We start from the raw sequence: 19,698 nt of genomic DNA, 5'->3' as shown, positions 1-19,698 counted from the left end.
TCTACTGCTGACCATTTACTTGCTCGTCGATAGCCTGTTCGATCGTAACGCGCAGTTTTTTTGGTACACGAATAGGACGCATTGGTGGGGTTGTCGCTGCAGTATCTGGTTTATCGCTGCCTATTTCATCATTACTCATTGGCTCTGGTTTGACGAGATTTTGTACGCAGGCAATGACGATTTTGGTGCTGCTTAGTAATTGGCTATTATCTGTTTCGGTAGTACCATGATTCGGTAGGTTGCGATATATACTTTGATAAAATATGATGCTGGCAGGTTTTAGCTCCACTTTATCAATACGTACGCTAATTACCTCATCTAATAGAATGGCTCTTTTGTATTGCAAGTCGGCCTGACTCACGACAAAATGTTGCACTTCACCACTATCAGTCTGCAAAAAATAGCCATTTAAGCCCAACTCAGTAAACCAGTCGCGTCGGCAGTTTTCAAAAAACACCAAGTGATTGGCGTGATAGACTATACCGCCAGCATCAGTATGGTTAATATAGACGTTATAATCTTTAGCAAATAATGGTTTGGTGTCATCATTCGTGGCTGATGTCGTATTTTTTTGCTTAATTGTTGTCATAGTGATGCTCGATATTTTTAATAAGTATTGTTGAATAAAAGTGTTTCAGATAGACCAATAATAGATAGTGCTTACAATATAGTTACTCTAGCTCAAGATATCAGGCCATGCAACCGCTAGAACCGCTTACATTTGTTATCATAGTCGTTTATATTTCACCCATTTATAGAGCGCTATATTCTAACCAATCAGTATAGGACAGTTTATGACCTGTTTTGTCAGTTTTAACATCAATGGTATCCGTGCACGTCAGCATCAGCTCGAGGCGGTGCGCGAGGTAATCGATCCTGATGTCATGGGCCTACAAGAAACCAAGGTTCATGATGATCAATTTCCGCTTAGCGATATCGAAGGCCTGGGCTACCACGTCGAGTACTTTGGACAAAAAGGGCATTACGGCGTTGCACTCCTATCCAAAGCTGCACCTGTATTTGTACAAAAAGGCTTTCCTGGCGAAGATGAAGAAGCCCAAAAACGCTTTATCCATGCACGTTATGAGTTTGAAGGTCGTGAAGTGGATGTGCTCAATGGTTACTTTCCGCAAGGAGAGAGCCAAGATCACCCGACCAAATTTCCAATGAAGCGCGCTTATTATGCCAACTTGATGGCTTATATTGATACGCTAAAATCTGAAGGTCGTTCGATCATCGTCATGGGTGATATGAATATCGCGCCAGAAGATATCGATATTGGTATTGGTGAAGTTAATGCCAAGCGTTGGTTGAAAAACAGAAAAACCTCATTTCTGCCGGAAGAGCGCGAATGGTATTCAGCATTGATGTCACGTGAGCTGACAGATACTTACCGTCTGCATTATCCAGAGAGCACCGAGTTATACAGTTGGTTTGATTATCGCAGTCGCGGCTTCAATGATGAACCTAAGCGCGGGTTACGTATTGATCATATCCTATGTACCTCAGATCTAATCGATAAATGTATCGATGCTGGTATCAGTTATGAGCTACGTGCTATGGAGAAACCATCTGACCATGCACCGATTTGGTCGGCATTTGACTTAAAGCAACCGTAATACTTATATACCGTGATACCTATATATAGTCAATCTCATGTCAATTAGATACGATGATTAGCTTGTTCAGTCTGCTGGTTGTAACACTGTAGCTAGCTCTCCTTGTATCTGAGTAATCTTGAACTGACTATATCTTTATCACTTCGTACTCCGTAAATAACGATAAAAATTGAGAAATAAGGATTTTATTATGGCTGTTGGAAATGTATCAGTACCTGATGTTATCTATCCTATCGATGGTATCAAACTCAGTGCCACAGCGGCAGGCGTTCGCTACAAAGACCGCGACGATCTAGTAGTTATCGAAATATCGGATAAGGCCACTACTGCGGTTGTCACCACTAAAAATACCTTTTGTGCCGCGCCAGTGCGAGTATTGCGTGAGCACTTTACTAAAGTTAGTCCGCGCTATTTAGTCACCAATACGGGTAACGCAAATGCAGGTACGGGAGCTGATGGTAAGCGCCGCGCTATTGATATCTGTACAGCGTTGGCTGAAAAGGCCGGTGTAGATACCAATACGATATTGCCATTCTCTACCGGCGTGATTGGTGAGCCGTTAAATAGTGATGCGGTCATCGCAGGTTTGGATAATGCATTGGCTAATCTAGCGTCTGATAGCTGGCTAGCCGCTGCTAATGGCATTCGCACGACAGATACTATTCCTAAATTAGCCAGTCAAAAAATTGACGTAGCAGGTACTAGCTATCATGTCACTGGTATGTCTAAAGGCTCAGGAATGATACGCCCAAATATGGCGACTATGCTAGGCTATGTGGCGACAGATGCCAACATCGCAGCTGACTTATTACAAGAGATGCTAAGCGCTATCAATGAGCAGTCTTTCAACCGCATTACTGTCGATGGCGATACCTCAACCAATGATTGTTGTGTGTTGATTGCAACAGGTGCTGCTAGCTCAGAGGTGATTGATAGTCCAGAGCATCCACATTATCAGCCTGTATTTGATGCATTGGCCGATGTATTTGTCCGTCTGGCACAATTGATTGTACGTGATGGAGAAGGCGCTACTAAATTCATGACGGTCAAGGTGACTGGGGGTAAAACCACGCAAGAGTGCTGCGATGTGGCTTATGCAGTCGCACATTCACCCTTAGTAAAAACGGCATTTTTTGCTAGTGATGCTAACTGGGGACGCATATTAGCAGCAGTGGGCTATGCTGGTATTGAAGACCTAGACACAGAGCAAGTCGATGTGTATCTAGATGAGGTAATGATTTGCCAAAATGGCGGTGTTGCACCTGACTATAAAGAAGAGGCGGGCAAAACAGTCATGAGCCGCGCTGAGATTACCATTCATATCGACCTTGCTCGTGGTGATGCTAGTGATACAGTGTATACCTGCGACTTGTCATACGATTATGTCAAAATAAACGCTGATTATCGTAGCTAGTCATTCTTAACAAAACAGAATTTGCATAGTTGTATAAGAGCCAGAACAAATATTGTTCTGGCTTTCTAATGTCAATCATCTCCTCAGTAGCAAATAACTCTGCTATTCAATACGCTTCATTAACACCAGTTGCAAAAGCTGACGTTACTTTACAAAGCAGTCATAGAGGGTAAGTCGGCTAGCGACCTATACTGGTTTCAGTAAGAAGCAAACAACCTTATTGGCTTGTAACAAAGCAAGATAAGGTGTTCAAAATAATAAGTTTATTTAAGTAACAATGAATTACTAGCTAAATCAATAAATAAGCCAGTAACTAAGCTATCAATAAAGAATTAATAACAATTATCTGAGGATTGAATAATGAAGAAATTAGCACTTGCAGCATTGATGACAACTTTTGCCCTTTCTGGTTGTTCTACAATGGGTATGGACAATGAGCGCACAATGGTTGTTGAAGGACAACCTATGAATGTAAAAGTAGTAAACATCCCAAGTTTTGAAGTGGAAATTGCACCGCGTAAAGCAGTATGTGACCTGACTGCTACTGATGGCAGCATGGTCGAATCACAGTGCTTGCAGTATCGTCAGACCTATCAGAAAAATTACACTACGCTAAATGGTAATATTCAAGGCTTTACCTATGAGCCGAACTATCGTTATGTCCTAGATGTACGCCAAGAAGCAGTAACAGCAGAAGGCTCAAATGTAGTGCAGCCAGTTTGGATTCTAAACGAAGTGGTATCAAAAACTGCTGAATAATATTGATAGCAATATATAAACGATAAACCAGTTATAAGAGCAGTTATACATGACAAAAAGGCCTCTAACGAATTAGAGGCCTTTTTACGTGTTTATTGTTAGTAAATTATGTTCTGAGAAGTCAGATTAGCATTGACTGTAGTTGACACTAACACCGTGCGTTGCCGTAGGAATTCTATTATCAGCATAAACCGCCAGACCGCCTCGTGCCGTCTCTTTATATTTATCAGACATATCGGCACCTGTTTGCTTCATGGTTTCTATCGCTTTATCCAAAGAGACGAAGTGTTGACCATTACCTCTACAGGCTAGGCGCGCCGCATTGATTGCCTTGACTGCGCCCATCGCATTACGCTCGATACAAGGCACTTGTACCAAGCCGCCAATAGGATCACAAGTAAGGCCGAGATTATGCTCAATGCCAATCTCAGCTGCATTTAAGCATTTGGCAGGCGTGCCATTCATGATTTCTGCCAGTGCAGAGCCTGCCATTGCACACGCAGAACCAACTTCACCTTGGCAACCAACTTCAGCACCAGAGATTGAAGCATTTTGCTTGATAAGGCTACCGATAGCAGTGGCGTTTAGCAAAAACTTACGAACGCCATCTTGGCTGTAGTTGGGCAAAAAGTCACGATAGTAGTGCAGTACGGCAGGAATGATACCTGCTGCGCCATTGGTTGGCGCTGTAACTACTTTGCCGCCATTGGCGTTTTCTTCATTGACGGCGAGCGCGTACAAATCGACCCAGTCCATAGCGGCTAACTTATCAGTCTTGGTGATAGGTTGGTCTTTTTCCGCACACAGCTGCGTATGCAAATCTTGGGCACGGCGTTTAACATCTAATCCGCCCGGTAGGATACCGCCATTTTCACAGCCTTGTTTGACGCAGTCTTGCATCACTTCCCAAATGCTATCTAGATAAGAAAATACTTCTTCTTTGGCATGGAAGTGACATTCGTTTGCCAGTACCAATTCACTGATGCTTAAGTCATGCTCACGACATTGCTCTAGTAGCTCTGCTGCGTTATTGAACGGGTAGGGAACTCTATCGATGGTCGGGCTGGCATGATCTTCGTCAGGGTTAGTCGCATCTTCTTCATTAATGACAAAACCGCCACCGACTGAGTAATAAGTCTGCTGATAGCGAATGCCTTCAGTTGAGATAGCGCGTAGCGTCAATGCATTAGGGTGATAAGGCAGCACAGTATCGTCATACCAGTAAATGTTTTGCTCTGTATCAAAAGTAATCGTATGCGTGCCTGATACATTGAGAATCTTGTCAGAGAAGATAGGAGATAGGTAGCTACTGGTCATACGTGTGTCTATAGTGCTAGGCGTGTGCCCAAGCAATCCCAACAAGATAGCCGTATCGGTTGCATGGCCTTTTCCGGTCGCTGCCAAAGAGCCATACAGTTCAATCTCAATGGTCTTAACCGCAGTCAGTTCCATCTGCTCAGTTAGCGAGGTCAAAAATAAGTTTGCAGCGACCATCGGTCCGACTGTATGCGAACTGGATGGGCCAATGCCGATTTTAAATAAATCAAAAACACTGATCATAATAAGTCACCAAAAATTTTAAGCGCTTTAGCCTATTGTACCTGTGGCATTAGACGCTTTTGTGAAAAATATAATAGACAGCCGTCGCTCCTAGTCACCATTGATAGGTGGGCGCGAGACACTATTTATGAAGGTTATAAGGTAAATGAGCACTGAGGGCAGTTGAATAATAACTTTTATTTATTTTGAAACTCCGTTATCATGCTCGCAGTCAACAACTATGTAACATCCTGTAAGTTGGTTATCATCGTAAAATAAGACGGATTAAAAAAGACTAGTTTTTTCAGTCAGACATATCCGTATTCATACATCTAGCAAGATATGGCTATCATACCAAATAATACTTTGGGTTTGTCATATTACAACATAAATGAATGAATTGGGATGACATATTATAGATAGAAAGACTTAACGTTCTGCTATTTATACAAGCCCTCAGAAATATGTCCATTTATTAATATACTTATTTTATCAGTTATTCAAGGGCGTATTGAACATTCACAAATTGGCACTGCTGATTGCTAAAACTGTTCTAGGCAAGGCGTAAAACGACGGTAATGCTCGTGCCTTAACTAGATTTACAACGCGGTATATGACAGTTTTAGCCTCAGCTCCAATATTAACAGAAGGAGACAGGGCTATTTTTTGCCATTTCATTGTTAAAGATAGACGCTTAGAATAACTAAACTTACTATTTTTAACGTCGAACTGTCTAAAAAATAGTCTCTGTCAGTGCCATGGTCGAATATTCAACACGCCCCAGCCTATTACTTTAGCTTAGCTCACATAGGACAAGCGCGCATGCCATCTCAAAAAGACCCTTCATCAGCGTCAGACAATAGCGCTCAAGATCTATCGACTCAAAATGCCTTGGAGTCTGCAGGCATTGATTCAGCCGCTATCAATTATCCGCACAATCCAGATTTTGAAAATGGCCGTTGGTTCCCGACATGGCGTCCTTATAAGGGCGACTTAGATCGTGATCCAGTAGGTATCAACGACTATTTACCTCCGTCAAAAAGCGTATTGCTCGGTATACAGCATACATTTGCGATGTTTGGTGCAACCGTGCTTGCGCCTTTATTGATGGGGTTTGATCCTAACTTAGCCATCTTGATGTCTGGTATCTGTACGGTAATGTTCTTTATGATTACCGGTGGGCGCATGCCGAGCTACTTGGGATCAAGCTTTGCTTTTATTGGTCCAGTCATCGCAGTGACCGCTTATGCAGGCGCAGGATTCAATGACAATCTAAATGTTGCGCTAGGCGGTATTATGGCCTGCGGTATCATTTATGCATTGATTGGTCTGCTAGTGATGAAGACGGGTACAGGTTGGATTGAGCGCTTGATGCCGCCTATCGTGACGGGTGCGATTGTCATGATTATCGGTCTTAACTTGGCGCCAGTGACCATTCAAGGCGTGTCTGCCAATCAGTTTGATGCTTGGATGGCCACTTTGACAGTACTGCTCATTAGTGGTGTGGCAGTATTTACTCGCGGTATGTTGCGTCGTCTGTTGCTACTCGTCGGTCTAGTGCTGTCGTACGTTGCTTATTTTGTCATGACCAATATTCTAGGCTTTGGTACTGCGATTGATTTTAGTACAGTAGCTGCCGCTTCATGGTTTGGACTACCAAGTATTCATACGCCGCGCTTTGAGATGAGCGCTATTATCCTAATTGCACCTGTGGCCTTTATTTTGGTGGCTGAAAACCTAGGGCATTTTAAGGCAGTAGAGGGCATGACCAAGGCTCGTGTGACCCCTTATATGGGCCGAGCATTTTTGGCGGACGGTTTAGCCACGACCTTTTCGGCAGGATTTGGTGGTACAGGTGTTACTACTTATGCTGAAAACATCGGTGTCATGGCGGTTACCAAAGTGTACAGCACGACGATATTTGTCGTAGCAGGATTGGTTGCTATCATATTGGGACTCTCACCAAAGTTTGGTGCGATCATTCAGACCATACCAGCGGCTCTATTGGGCGGTGCTTCTATAGTTGTTTTTGGTCTTATCACGGTTGCTGGGATAAAAATATGGATCGATAGCCATATTGATTTTAGTAAAAACAGCAACCTAATCATCGCAGCAGTGACTGTCATTATGGGTACTGGTAACTTTAGCTTGCACTTAGGCGGCTTTGATTTAGGCGGTATCGGTACTGCTACTTTAGCCGCTATCGTGTTGAATGCCTTGTTTAACCAAAGTTCTGAAGCGAAATAAGTAATACTGATGAGATTGAAGTTTGCGCCTATCAAATAAAGACGGTCAAAGCATATCTCATCTAACAAAAAGCGCCCATGCTACCGATAGCATGGGTGCTTTTTTGTATGGCAATATTAAGCAACAGTAGTAGCGAACAACGGTGTCGGAACTATTTATAATCTCGCTTATAAAACCTCGAAAAAAATCGATAGCGGCGAAGGGCGCGTGGCTTTGGTTTTAAAGAGCCTAAGTAAATAGCAAACATCGTTAATAGTGCGCCACTCCACTGCAAAGTGTTAATCGGCTTGTCCAGCCAACTATAATCAATGACAAGGGCTGCAATAGGTTCAGTCAACAATAGCAGTCCAGTCAGTGCCAGAGATAGCTTAGGAATAGAGTAGGCAATCAATCCCCATGCCAAGCATTGCATCACCGTACCATAGATAAGCACCCAGCCAATCTCAGACCATGTATTGGGTAGGATATTACCTGTATCAAATACAAACATCGGTATAATCATGGCTAAGACGCCGCCGATACTGATCAGCTGCATTAGCATAAATATAGGCGTCGGTTCAGTGTCATGCGTTTTGCGGATAAATGTCATTGATGCAGCTAACATGGCACCCGATACAATACCAGTGACAAAACCCCAAGTCGCAGCGGTGTTGTGTGCGAATTCAGGGCTACCTATCATCGCCACGCCTATCATGGCTAAGAACAAACTAATAAGCTGTACGATAGACTGACGCTCATTGAAATACAAAAACCCAATCGCAGCCAAGAAAAATATTTGCAAACTATTAAGCAGCGTCGAAATACCAGGCCCAACCGCATAAATACTCTCGTGCCACAGCGCCAAATCTAATCCTAAAAATGCCCCTGATAGTAGCGCATAAAAAACGGCCCGTCTTGATTTGGGCATTCGTTGGCCCATTATCTTAGCCAATACCGCAAATGCAATACCCGAAACAGCCAATCGCCAAAACGACATGGCCCAACCTCCAATATCGACGTGAGCGACAATCAAGCTGCCCAATCCAAAAATGATACAACCAATGACTAAGCCAATAGGTGCAGATCGCGTTGAAGCAATAGCCATAATTTGTCCTTATAACAGTATTTGAATAACAGCATTCTTATTATCATTGCATCATGTCAGAACTTATGTTGACATAGAGCCATATTGTCGTGGTTTTCAGTGCAAAATGAAATGGCAAAACCATAATTTATTATGCTGAATACAGGTACTATCGCTATGCGGAAAATTATTGGGTATGTTGGACGCAAATAAATAATCAAAGTATTTGATATAGCTACGTTTTTCACAAGAGTCTTATGACAGTTGGGTAATGGTATTTATATCAAAATATTTGTATCAGGGTGACGATTCGTAGGAGTATGAAAGCGCATGATGTATACAAGTGATACTTTTGTAGAGATGGTTTGTAGGGATAATATGTGTGTAGCACTTTAAGCGACATTATTGCTGCAACACATGTATAGTAGATTGACGATATAATGTACTTAACGTCTGATTTGTTATACCAAACAATCTATATTATTTGTCTAGGTTTATTTATGCTTCAACGATTGCTATCAAAAAAACAGCCACATACATTGTCTGGCTTGCTACCAAAGATATCGCAATACAGTGTCGTCGTGACGATGCTATCTAGCGCATTGTTTTTGATGCCTAGCGCACATGCCGCCAGTTGTAAAATCCCAAAAAGTTATTACAAAAACGTCTCCTGCACGGCCAGTAGTAGTTATTTTTTGGCGATCAAAGATTTTGGTGCGCCGGTGGCTTTAATCGATAAAAAAGGCAAACGAGTCGTTGATTTGTCACGTTATCAAAAAGTCGATGCCGATAAACTATCAGACGGTCTGTTGCCTGTATTGCGTAACAGTCGAGTCGGCTATCTCAATATGCAGGGCCGTGAAGTCGTGCCTGCCATGTACGATATACTGACAGAGAGTCAAGGATGGGCGCGGCCTGTATCGGATGGGCGTATCGTGGTAAAAAAAGAGGGTAACTATGGTGTGATTAACACAGCCAATAGTACCGTTGTCTTATTTTCTGCAGCGATTGATGATATTGATAATTATCGTAATGGGGTGGCGCGTGTACGCAAAGGCCGTGCAACCAGTTGGGTAGATAAAAACGGTAATGCAGCGCATGATCCAAATGCCCAGAATGACACTCAGGCAGTGAATAAACCTACTTCTTCTAACGAAAAATCTAGCACAGCATCACAGTCTGTACCAGCGCGCTTTACGACGCTTCAATCGCGTCAGCAAGATGGTAAATGGGGTTTTGTCGATGACAATAATGTCACGATGATTACGTACTCATTTGACGAAGTGCGTCCGTTCTCTGAGGAGTATGCTGGCGTGCGTATCGGTGAAGAGTGGGGTTTTGTCAATTTAGGCGGTGAGCTGGTGATCCCTTTTCGCTTTGCTAATAATGGTGTGAACGCTAACGATAGCTATCAGGGCAAACCATCCTTTGTATTTACAGGTGGTAAGGCGTGGATTGGCAACCTAAAGAATGGGAATAAAATGTGTATTGATAAGGAAGGGGCTGGTGTTGCTTGTGATTGATGCAATTACTAGGGCGTGTACTCATTTTAAAAATGGTGATAAAAATGAGATAAATCGCAGTCAAACAAGGAAAATAGCGCAGATAATATCGAGATATTAGTCAGCTATTTGACGCCATTTGGCAAGATTTAGCCATTTTTAACCCATTTAGATAACTATCGATTGAATTGAGGACACGCCCTAGGATTAAATAGACAATAAAAAAGAGTGTAAAACCTGTGAGTTAGCGATAGGTTTTACACTCTTTTTTTGACATTGATGTATTTAAAGCTAGTTGCTCGATAAATGATTGCTGATTAAGTCAACCATATAAGGCTGATAATACTCTGGAATATCGTGTGCCATGCCTTCGATGAGATGGAACGTAGCATTAGGGATAGTCTTGGCAACGACTCGGCCCTGCGAGGCAGGCAGGAGTCCGTCAGCGCTACCATGTAATACAATCGTTGGTGCTTTGACTTGCTTACTAAATCGGCTGATAGAACCTGATGCCAAGATAGCATTGAGCTGCTGCACCGTACCAAGCGGGTGGAAGTTGCGCTGATAGCGAATCTTAGCGATTTCGCGCACCATACGCACATTCACATGACCTGGTGTACCAACGGTCTTCATAAACCAAACACTATGACGCACGATATCACGCTCAGAGTGACTCTCTGGACGATTGATAAGGGTGTATAGCTGTTTGGGCTTGGGTGGCTTCAAAAACGCACGATTGGTCGTGGTAAACATGAGAGCCATTCGCTGTACTAAGCTTGGATAACGTGCTGCCACGATTTGTGCAATCATACCGCCCATCGAAGCCCCAAGCAGGTGTGTTTTACCAAGCTTTAGTGCTTTAATCAAACGCGCGGTGTCTTCAGCCATGTCCGTCAAGTTATAAGCAACCTGCGTGCTTTTGTTAGACAGCCCTGTCTGTAGACGAACCATCATTTTGAGCTGGCTAATACGCGGCAAGCCTTCTATCTGCACTTTAGAAGACAAGCCGATATCACGATTATCAAAACGAATCACAAAAAAACCAGCATCGATAAAGCGCTTAATAAAATTGTCTGGCCAAAATATCATTTGTGAGCCTAACCCCATGATCATCAGCAGCGGCGGATTGTTAGGGTTACCGCCAGCTTCGACACACAACTCAATACCATCACCGATGTCAATCATTGCTTGACGAAGGTGCTTACTCAAGTCAGAGTCGCGCCATTGATGCTCCCCAAATTTGCGCCACTCAGGAGTAGGGTAGTTATTCAGATGATCTTCTAGATTGTTATCTAGCGTTTCAGGCAATTTGGCACTATTGATGTCATTTGATTTTGTCATGAAGTGTCCTAATTAGAGGGTCATCTACTACAGCTCAAGCATCTCAAAATCAAGCTTGCCGACACCGCACTCAGGGCAAGTCCAGTCATCAGGGATGTCTTCCCACTTAGTACCAGGTGCGATACCTTCTTCTGGGCAGCCAAGCGCCTCATCATATATCCAACCGCAGACAATACATTCATAACGTTTCATAAATAGTCCTATCGATCATTACCAGTATCACAGTTACAGCGTGCTATAAACGCTCATTTTTAATATTACAGCTATTATATTAGACTGCAAAAACGCACGTAGTTTAGCATATAACCGCAATTTTCATAGTTAAGTTTACACTTGTATATTGAGATGACTTTTCTTTTATCAAGTCAATCACATACGTTACCTTATTAGCGCTTGATAACAAGACTGGAAGCCAGCCCGCCATACGAAAACCAATTATGCTATAATAATCGCCGCTAAATTCACAGTAATGCTTAGCATTTATCGCTGATATATCATCCAGTTGTTGTCTTATCTAAACTAACTAAACCATCTAAATACATAAGCTAAGGGTCATCATGAGTACCAATGCCGCCGCCACATCCGCCACCAACAATGAGACGTCTCATGTGCTCAATACTGACCATCCGTTTTGGCAGATTATTCGCACAGTACCAGACTTTCCAAAAGCTGGCATTGATTTTTATGACATTACCCCGTTACTGCGCAGTCATATTGACGCTGTTATCGATGCGCTGCTTGCCGCTTTGCCAGAAGGGCTTATGGACGAGGTAGATTGTCTGGGTGCAGTGGAAGCGCGCGGCTTTGTATTTGCCAGTATGCTAGCAGGTCGTCTGGGCAAAGGTATGATCTTGCTACGTAAACCAGGTAAGCTGCCGCCACCTGTTGCCAACAAAGCCTATGCACTGGAGTATGGTAAAGACACGCTTGAGATGCAAAACAATCTACCGCCTGAGCGCGTACTATTGGTTGATGACATCTTGGCGACTGGTGGTACGTTGACCACTGCTTACGAGCTGTGTCAATCAGCTGACCATACTGTGGTCGGTGCGTTAGTATTATTGGACTTGGTCGACTTGCATGGCGAGTTCCCAGTACCTGTTTATACGGTATTAAAAGCTTAAAATAAATTGCTATGTTTTTGACTATTAGACATGTCGTATTGTCAATATAGTTAAACGATTCTCCAAATAAAAAGCGCCCTGATACTATGTCAGGGCGCTTTTTCGATACTGTATTGATGTTTTTTAGTATTGTGTTAAGTAGGCTGTATTTATTGCTCTTCGTCTTGTTCGTAGTCTTTACAAGACTGCTCTATCACCGTACGACCGACTGTCTTTGGGGTGGTGACTTTAAAATCTTTTGTGGTCAATATTGGTTTTTCTGACTGCCATGATTTGGTTACTTTACCTTCAGCATCATAGTTAACAAAGGCTCGTCTATAGTAACTGGCATCTTTGCATGAAATGAGTAGTTGTTGCTCACTATGGTCAATACTGTTTTTTTCTTCCTTCGAGTCATCTTTATCGGCATCTTTGTCTTTAGGATAGGTTCTAAGGATAGATACCGTGATATTTTCGACATCTTTTTCATCTATGATACTGATGTCAGAGCTTTCAATAGAATCCAAATCTATACTAAAAATTGATCCAGAGCTGCTCTCGGACACCTCTACCCAGTTAACTGCCTGGGCGCTGATTGCTAAAGCACTGCCTGCCAATAATATTGATAGCCGTTTCATATAAGCCTTGCTTCTTGTCATTTGAAGTAGGTAATGATAGCCAACTTACTATTAGTAGGCAAATATCTTTTGTGCCAGCTCAGTATCCGTCGTGCTCTGTCGTGTGGCTATTATTGTCCGCGAATGGCTGCCAATGTCTTGGCCAGCTCGTCACGCGCTCCGATAAAACCATCAATACCCTTAGGTAATAAGTCCTGCGTAACCTTGTCTTGCTGATATGCAGCACTAAACTCTTCATGCGTTAAGCTTACCTGAGTCATCGCCTTCATATCCATCGACATACTCGGAGACAGTTGGCGAGTTACCTCGGTATCCATGGCTGCCAACTCATCAATGAGATTGGGAGCTATCGTCAACAAGTCACAACCTGCCAATGCCAAAACTTGCTCGGTAGAGCGGAAACTGGCGCCCATTACTTGTGTCTGGTAACCGTGCTGTTTGTAATACTGATAAATGAGCTTGACTGACTGTACGCCCATGTCATCAGAAGCCGGTACGTTTTGACGGCTTTGTTGGCGTTTTTGCCAATCTAGAATACGGCCAACAAAAGGTGATATCAGGGTCACGCCAGCATCTGCACAAGCGATTGCTTGGTGTTGTCCAAACAGTAAGGTCAGGTTGCAGTGGATATTTTGAGTCTCAAGATAGCGCGCCGCCTCGATGCCTTGCCAAGTTGCCGCCATTTTTATCAATACTCGCTCTGAATCGACGCCCGCTTTTTGGTAAGCATCCATAAAGGCCAGAGCCTTATCTATCGTCGCTTGAGTATCATAAGATAAGCGAGCATCCACTTCAGTAGAGACTCGGCCTTCGATCAGCTCTAAAATATCGCAGCCAACCTGAATGGTCAGCGCATCGATCACGGCATCCACGTCACCATTATGACGACTCATGGTCTCTGACAACATGCCTTGGTTGTCAGGATGAATCAGAGCCTTGGTAATAAGGCTTGGGTTGGTGGTTGCATCGATAGGTTTTAAACGGGCAATAGCGGCAAGGTCACCAGTATCAGCAACAATCGTGGTCATAGTGCGTAGCTGTTGTAATGCGCTCATCAGGTATCCTTTTTTTTATTAATCACATGATGCTCCTCTTATATATAACAGGGTAGGGAGCTGAACTGGAACTGTAACACAGTTTTGGGCAGGTGTTGCCTCATAGTTATGCTATGCATCGCTGTTATCTGGCTCAACTGTGCTAATATTAATAACAGTTGGTATATTTATACGCATTTACGAATGGGCACTGACCTTAGTTTTTGCTATAGTAGAGCCGGCTATGTATCAAGCTGCTGTATTTGGCAGTAAATATAGCATTAACGCCAAATGGTACTAGCAATATAAGGTGTTTTTGATAGACTGTTTTAAGATTGATTTTGAAGATAGTTTCTATCATCAGCCTTAGTCTTTAACTAAAAACAGAAAATAGTCAGATTTGGCAATAGAGCTACCTAAGTAATAGCAATGTAATAGCCATATTTAAATAATAGTAATATCTAACAGCGATAAAATCTAAAAAGGATGGGCGGTAATGAGCGAGCAGTCACCAGAGCAAACAATGGATAATCTAAATCAAACCACTACAGGCGCTAGCGATACCGCAACTGAAAAAGAGTTTTTAGACAATATTCGCCAAAATATTGACGCAGTAGACTGTGAGATCCAAACGTTAATCAACAACCGTGCAAAGCTGGCTCAGCAAGTAGCCATGGTAAAGAAAAATCATACTGCTGCTGATGACAATAGCAATCCTATCTTTTACCGCCCTGAGCGTGAAGCACAGGTACTAAAAGCTGTCATGGAGCGTAATGCAGGTCCAATCGCTGATGAGAAAATGGCGCGTTTGTTCCGTGAAATCATGTCAGTATGCTTGGATTTAGAAGCGCCGCAGCGTATTGCTTTCTTGGGCCCTGTCGGTACCTTTACGCATGCCGCTGCGCTCAAGCATTTTGGTAAAGCCGCGGATACCGTACCGATGACAACCATTACTGATGTGTTCCGCGAAGTCGAAGCGGGGACAGCGATGTATGGCGTGGTCCCTGTTGAAAACTCTTCAGAAGGCGTCGTCAACCATACTCTAGATGGCTTCTTATCTTCTACCTTAAAAATCATTGGCGAAGTTGAATTGCCAATTCATCAAAACTTCTTGGTTGCTGAACATACTAAGATTGATGGCTTGAGCCGTATTTATTCGCATCAGCAGTCGCTTGCTCAGTGCCGTCATTGGCTAGATGTAAACTTCCCTAATGTCGAACGCGTTGCTGTATCAAGCAACGGTGAAGCCGCTCGCCGCCTCAAAAACGAATGGCATTCAGCTGCGATTGCAGGTGATGTTGCTGTTGCGGAGTACGGTTTGCATAAGCTTTACTCAAACATCGAAGACAATCCAAGTAACACCACACGCTTCCTTATCATCGGTCATGAGGCGATTGCGCCATCTGGCCAAGACAAAACCTCTATCGTCGTCTCCGCTCATGATAAAGCAGGCGCACTGATCGAAATCTTGAAACCTTTGTCATATCATGGCGTATCGATGACCAGTATTGAGACGCGTCCTGAGCGTCCTAACAAGTGGGCATACGTATTCTTTATCGATATGAATGGTCATGTTAATGATCCAAACGTTAGCGCTGCCATCAATGATATTCGTCCATTGGTCAAAGATTTGCGCATATTAGGCTCATATCCAAAAGCTGTCCTATAGACAACTACCTATAGATAATTACAGGCTTACTCACTGGTATTCATACATAATAGATGGGTCTTAGCTTTTGCAGATAGTATTCAAAAAAAGCATTTATAGATACCATCTAAGGATAAACCATGCAGACTACTCAATTGACCGCGTCAGATCTATCGCCGTTAACGCCAGCTTACGACAGTATTTTGGCATTGGCACCTTATCAAACCGGTAAGCCAATTGAGGAGCTGACACGTGAGTATGGTGTCTCAGACGTGGTCAAGCTGGCTAGTAATGAGAATCCAATGGGATGCTCACCCCGAGTGACGCTAGCAGTGACTGAGCAGCTAGGGCAGTTGTCACGTTATCCTGATGGCAATGGTTACTATTTAAAGCAGGCGCTGGCTGACTTTAACGATGTCAATGCCAATCAAATTACCTTGGGTAATGGCTCTGATGATTTGCTCGATATTTTGGCACGTAGCTTTGTGGGTGCTGATGATGCCATCGTCTATAGTCAGTATGCTTTTGTGGTATATCCTATGCTAGCGAAGATGCAAGGTGCCACGGGCATTGAAGTGCCTGCTCAGCGCTTTGGGCATAATCTAAAAGCCATGAGCCAAGCGGTACAAGATAATCCGAATACCAAAATCGTCTTTATTGCCAATCCGAACAATCCAACGGGTACGCAGCTAGAGCAAAAAGAGCTGCGCCAATTTGTTGCCAGTGTGCCAAGCTCAGTCTTGGTGGTACTAGATGAAGCTTATATTGAGTATAGTCCTGAGAGTAACAACCGCGCACTATTAGATGATTTCGATAATGTCATTATTGTGCGTACTTTTTCTAAAGCTTATGGGCTAGCAGGTTTACGCGTCGGTTATGCCTTAAGCTCGGTAGCAGTGGCGGATTTACTAAACCGAATTCGTCAGCCATTTAACGTGAGTCGTGTTGGTTTGGCTGCTGCTGCTGCTGCACTTGCTGATCAAGACTTCATCGAAAAAACTCGTCTGATAAATGATGAGCAAATGCGCTGGCTAGAAAAGCAATTTGACGCGCTAGGGTTGGGCTTTGTGAAGTCGCATGCCAATTTTATTATGGTCGAAGTGCAGGTTGAGATGGAAGATATAACCGCTGCTTCGATTCATCAGGCGCTACTTGAACAAGGCGTTATCGTCCGTCCGCTGGATGCTTATGGACTACCTAACTGGCTACGTATCACAGTAGGTGTGGCTGAAGACAATCTGCGTTTGATTGATACTCTGCGTTCTATTTTGACTGAAGACTAAGCGCATCTATTAATATTTTTTAACTTAAAAACTGTGCTTAATTAGCCATTAAAATTTATAACACTAAGACTGGCTCTATCTATGTCTTAGTGTGTCCAACGAGAAAAGCCGTGAGTAGTCAGAAAAATAATAAACTTCAATCGTCTCTAAATACTACGCCACCTATATTTAAACAAGTTTGTGTGATTGGACTTGGGCTGATTGGTGCCAGTTTTGCGCAAGCTATTAAAGACAATGGCTTGAGCGAGCGTTTAGTAGCAGTCGATAGACATGCGCCAAGTATTACAGAAGCTATTGAGCATGGTCTGCTAGATGCAGGTAGTGCAAACTTACAGGACGTCATTGCTGGCAGTGATTTAATCATTATTGCAGTGCCAGTACAGGCTGTTCAAGCAGTGTTTGTTGATATCAAACAAGCAATGGATAACGGACAGCTTGCCAATGATTGCATCATGACAGATGTCTGTAGTACCAAAGTCAATATCATTGATGCCGCTAAAGCAGTGTTCGGTTCGCTCCCAATAGGTCTAGTGCCAGCGCATCCAATTGCTGGGGCTGAAAATTCAGGGTATCATGCGCGCCGCGCCAGTTTATTTGTCAATCATAGCGTCATTATTTGCGAGCTACCGACAACCAGTCCAACCGCTATTGCAAAGTTGCGACTATTGTGGGAATCAGTAGGCGCAAATGTCATGTCAATGGATGCTGAGCACCATGACCGCATATTAGCGCACACCAGCCATTTGCCACATTTACTTGCCTTTAATTTGGTTGAGCAATTGGCAAGCCATGATGACAATTTAGATATGTTTCGTTATGCCGCTGGTGGATTCCGCGATTTTACGCGTATCGCCGCCAGTGACCCTAAAATGTGGCATGATATATTTTTTGCCAACCAAAGCGCGATTGTCAGCGCACTTGATGAGTATGGTGTCTATTTACAGACGATGCGCCAGCTTATCATTGATCAAGATTCAACCGCCCTGATGGGACTTTTGGGCCGCGCGCAAGCCGCACGGCGACATTTCGGCCATATGTTAGCCAGCACCCCTTATACGGATACTTCTGCTATGTCAGCTTCTTATAATATTACCCCTAGCAATACTGTTTCTGGCACTATCGCCATTCCTGGTGACAAATCTATCTCGCATCGCAGCATTATGCTGGGCAGTCTTGCCACAGGCGTGACAAATGTGACTGGGTTTTTGGAAGGGGAAGATGCGTTAGCGACGCTGCAAGCATTCCGTGATATGGGTGTGACTATTGAAGGCCCTGATAATGGTAACTTAACTATTCATGGTGTCGGTATGCATGGTTTAAAACCTAGCAAAACCCCTTTATATATGGGTAACTCTGGCACCAGTATGCGTCTGCTGTCTGGTATCTTGGCAGCGCAATCATTTGATAGCGTGTTGACAGGTGATACTAGCTTGAATAAACGCCCGATGGAGCGCGTAGCGGCACCGCTACGGTCTATGGGTGCCGTGATTCAGAGCACTGGTCATAGTGGGACTGCGCCGCTGAGTATCACTGGTCGTGACACAGTGGGTAAGCCATTACAAGGCACTGAGTATGACATGCCAGTTGCTTCAGCTCAGGTAAAGTCTTGCTTGCTACTAGCAGGTCTATGGGCAGAGGGTACGACAACAGTCACACAGCCTGAGATCAGCCGTGACCATACTGAGCGTATGCTATCGGCCTTTGGTTATCCGGTAACTGTAGAAGGCAATCGCATCAGTGTCACTGGCGGCGGCACACTAACAGGCGGCGATATCGCTGTTCCTGCTGATATCTCATCTGCAGCGTTTTTTATGGTGGCAGCGGCCATCAGTCAAGACAGCGAGCTGACCTTGACGCAAGTAGGTATCAACCCTACACGTACTGGCGTCATTGATATTCTAAAATTAATGAATGCAGATATTAGCCTAAGCAATGAGACGCATGTGGGCGGCGAGCCAGTTGCTGATATTACGATTCGTAGCTCAAACCTAGTCGGTATTGAAATACCAGAGCATCTTGTACCACTGGCGATTGATGAGTTCCCTGTGCTATTTATCGCGGCTAGCTGTGCACAAGGTCGTACGGTATTGACTGGTGCCAAAGAGCTGCGTGTCAAAGAGTCAGATCGTATCGCTGTGATGGCAGAAGGGTTACATACACTTGGTATTGATTGTACTGTGACTGATGATGGTCTGATTATCGAAGGCAAAGGCGCCGCTACTGAAAGCGGTGAAGTCAATAATGACCAACCTGTCTTTGGTGGCGGTCATATTGTCTCGCATCATGATCACCGTATTGCGATGAGCTTCTCTGTAGCCAGTCTGCGTGCATCCAAGAAAATTACCATTGAAGGGGTTGAAACGGTTAATACTAGCTTCCCAGGATTTGCTGAACTTGCCAACCAAATCGGTATGTCTATCCAAGTGGATACTGGTGCTGAATAAGTCGCTAAGCTACTATTAACTCTTAAAGATTTAATCTAACATCGTTAGCAATGTACTCATGTCA

Annotated in this window: 16 protein-coding genes; 9 read left to right on the top strand and 7 right to left on the bottom strand. The window is 43.6% G+C overall.

What is annotated here, in order from left to right; translation table 11 throughout:
- Position 1: 1 nt before the first annotated feature.
- On the bottom strand, positions 2 to 589 hold the full coding sequence (locus JMX96_RS00450) for a thioesterase family protein (protein WP_201566569.1): 588 nt from the start codon (positions 587 to 589) through the stop codon (positions 2 to 4).
- 205 nt (positions 590 to 794) lie between these two features.
- Here JMX96_RS00450 and xthA point away from each other — a divergent pair, with 205 nt between their 5' ends.
- From xthA to JMX96_RS00435, 3 genes are all read left to right on the top strand, one after another.
- Positions 795 to 1,619, top strand: a complete 825-nt coding sequence (xthA, locus tag JMX96_RS00445; protein WP_201566567.1) for an exodeoxyribonuclease III — start codon at positions 795 to 797, stop codon at positions 1,617 to 1,619.
- Between the two features lie 190 nt (positions 1,620 to 1,809).
- Entirely contained in the window at positions 1,810 to 3,033 is a 1,224-nt protein-coding gene (gene argJ, locus JMX96_RS00440) for a bifunctional glutamate N-acetyltransferase/amino-acid acetyltransferase ArgJ (protein WP_201566565.1), read from the top strand.
- A 360-nt stretch (positions 3,034 to 3,393) separates the two neighbouring features.
- Complete coding sequence (locus tag JMX96_RS00435; protein ID WP_057759787.1) at positions 3,394 to 3,792, top strand: DUF4377 domain-containing protein; 399 nt, start codon at positions 3,394 to 3,396, stop codon at positions 3,790 to 3,792.
- Between the two features lie 126 nt (positions 3,793 to 3,918).
- Here the strand turns inward: JMX96_RS00435 and JMX96_RS00430 are convergent, their stop codons facing one another.
- The gene (locus tag JMX96_RS00430; RefSeq protein WP_227676872.1) at positions 3,919 to 5,355 is read right to left on the bottom strand and encodes an L-serine ammonia-lyase; all 1,437 of its coding nucleotides are present in this window, start codon (positions 5,353 to 5,355) and stop codon (positions 3,919 to 3,921) included.
- A gap of 798 nt (positions 5,356 to 6,153) precedes the next feature.
- Between JMX96_RS00430 and JMX96_RS00425 the strand changes: the two genes are divergently transcribed.
- Positions 6,154 to 7,578 carry a solute carrier family 23 protein gene (locus JMX96_RS00425; protein ID WP_102092484.1) on the top strand — a complete coding sequence of 475 codons (1,425 nt, stop codon included), beginning with the start codon at positions 6,154 to 6,156 and terminating at the stop codon, positions 7,576 to 7,578.
- A 151-nt stretch (positions 7,579 to 7,729) separates the two neighbouring features.
- Here JMX96_RS00425 and JMX96_RS00420 read toward each other — a convergent pair whose 3' ends face one another.
- Complete coding sequence (locus tag JMX96_RS00420; protein WP_201566561.1) at positions 7,730 to 8,662, bottom strand: DMT family transporter; 933 nt, start codon at positions 8,660 to 8,662, stop codon at positions 7,730 to 7,732.
- A 479-nt stretch (positions 8,663 to 9,141) separates the two neighbouring features.
- On the opposite strand from JMX96_RS00420, the gene JMX96_RS00415 reads away from it, so the two are divergent.
- Positions 9,142 to 10,164, top strand: coding sequence for a WG repeat-containing protein (locus JMX96_RS00415; protein ID WP_201566559.1), 1,023 nt, complete (start codon positions 9,142 to 9,144; stop codon positions 10,162 to 10,164).
- A gap of 270 nt (positions 10,165 to 10,434) precedes the next feature.
- Here the strand turns inward: JMX96_RS00415 and JMX96_RS00410 are convergent, their stop codons facing one another.
- Positions 10,435 to 11,484 (bottom strand): alpha/beta fold hydrolase, encoded by a 1,050-nt coding sequence (locus JMX96_RS00410; protein ID WP_057759800.1) that lies wholly within the window; start codon positions 11,482 to 11,484, stop codon positions 10,435 to 10,437.
- Between the two features lie 27 nt (positions 11,485 to 11,511).
- A complete protein-coding gene (locus JMX96_RS00405; RefSeq protein ID WP_057759803.1) occupies positions 11,512 to 11,676 on the bottom strand; it encodes a rubredoxin in 165 nt (54 codons plus the stop codon).
- A 365-nt stretch (positions 11,677 to 12,041) separates the two neighbouring features.
- Between JMX96_RS00405 and JMX96_RS00400 the strand changes: the two genes are divergently transcribed.
- Positions 12,042 to 12,608 carry an adenine phosphoribosyltransferase gene (locus JMX96_RS00400; RefSeq protein WP_057759806.1) on the top strand — a complete coding sequence of 189 codons (567 nt, stop codon included), beginning with the start codon at positions 12,042 to 12,044 and terminating at the stop codon, positions 12,606 to 12,608.
- A gap of 149 nt (positions 12,609 to 12,757) precedes the next feature.
- Here JMX96_RS00400 and JMX96_RS00395 read toward each other — a convergent pair whose 3' ends face one another.
- Together JMX96_RS00395 and JMX96_RS00390 are read right to left on the bottom strand one after the other, a co-directional pair.
- Positions 12,758 to 13,225, bottom strand: coding sequence for a hypothetical protein (locus JMX96_RS00395; RefSeq protein ID WP_201566557.1), 468 nt, complete (start codon positions 13,223 to 13,225; stop codon positions 12,758 to 12,760).
- Between the two features lie 110 nt (positions 13,226 to 13,335).
- Positions 13,336 to 14,280, bottom strand: a complete 945-nt coding sequence (locus JMX96_RS00390; protein ID WP_201566555.1) for a transaldolase — start codon at positions 14,278 to 14,280, stop codon at positions 13,336 to 13,338.
- Positions 14,281 to 14,755: 475 nt separating this feature from the next.
- On the opposite strand from JMX96_RS00390, the gene pheA reads away from it, so the two are divergent.
- The 3 genes from pheA to JMX96_RS00375 all read left to right on the top strand — a co-directional run bounded on the left by pheA (position 14,756) and on the right by JMX96_RS00375 (position 19,634).
- The gene (gene pheA, locus JMX96_RS00385) at positions 14,756 to 15,928 is read left to right on the top strand and encodes a prephenate dehydratase (protein WP_102092477.1); all 1,173 of its coding nucleotides are present in this window, start codon (positions 14,756 to 14,758) and stop codon (positions 15,926 to 15,928) included.
- A 119-nt stretch (positions 15,929 to 16,047) separates the two neighbouring features.
- Positions 16,048 to 17,190, top strand: a complete 1,143-nt coding sequence (hisC, locus tag JMX96_RS00380; RefSeq protein WP_201566553.1) for a histidinol-phosphate transaminase — start codon at positions 16,048 to 16,050, stop codon at positions 17,188 to 17,190.
- A 110-nt stretch (positions 17,191 to 17,300) separates the two neighbouring features.
- Entirely contained in the window at positions 17,301 to 19,634 is a 2,334-nt protein-coding gene (locus JMX96_RS00375) for a bifunctional prephenate dehydrogenase/3-phosphoshikimate 1-carboxyvinyltransferase (RefSeq protein ID WP_201566551.1), read from the top strand.
- Positions 19,635 to 19,698: the final 64 nt, after the last annotated feature.

Source organism: Psychrobacter sp. JCM 18900, from assembly GCF_904846625.1.
GTDB lineage: Bacteria > Pseudomonadota > Gammaproteobacteria > Pseudomonadales > Moraxellaceae > Psychrobacter.
The sequence above is the reverse complement of the archived record's forward strand: the minus strand, read 5'-3'. Positions and strand labels throughout refer to the sequence as shown.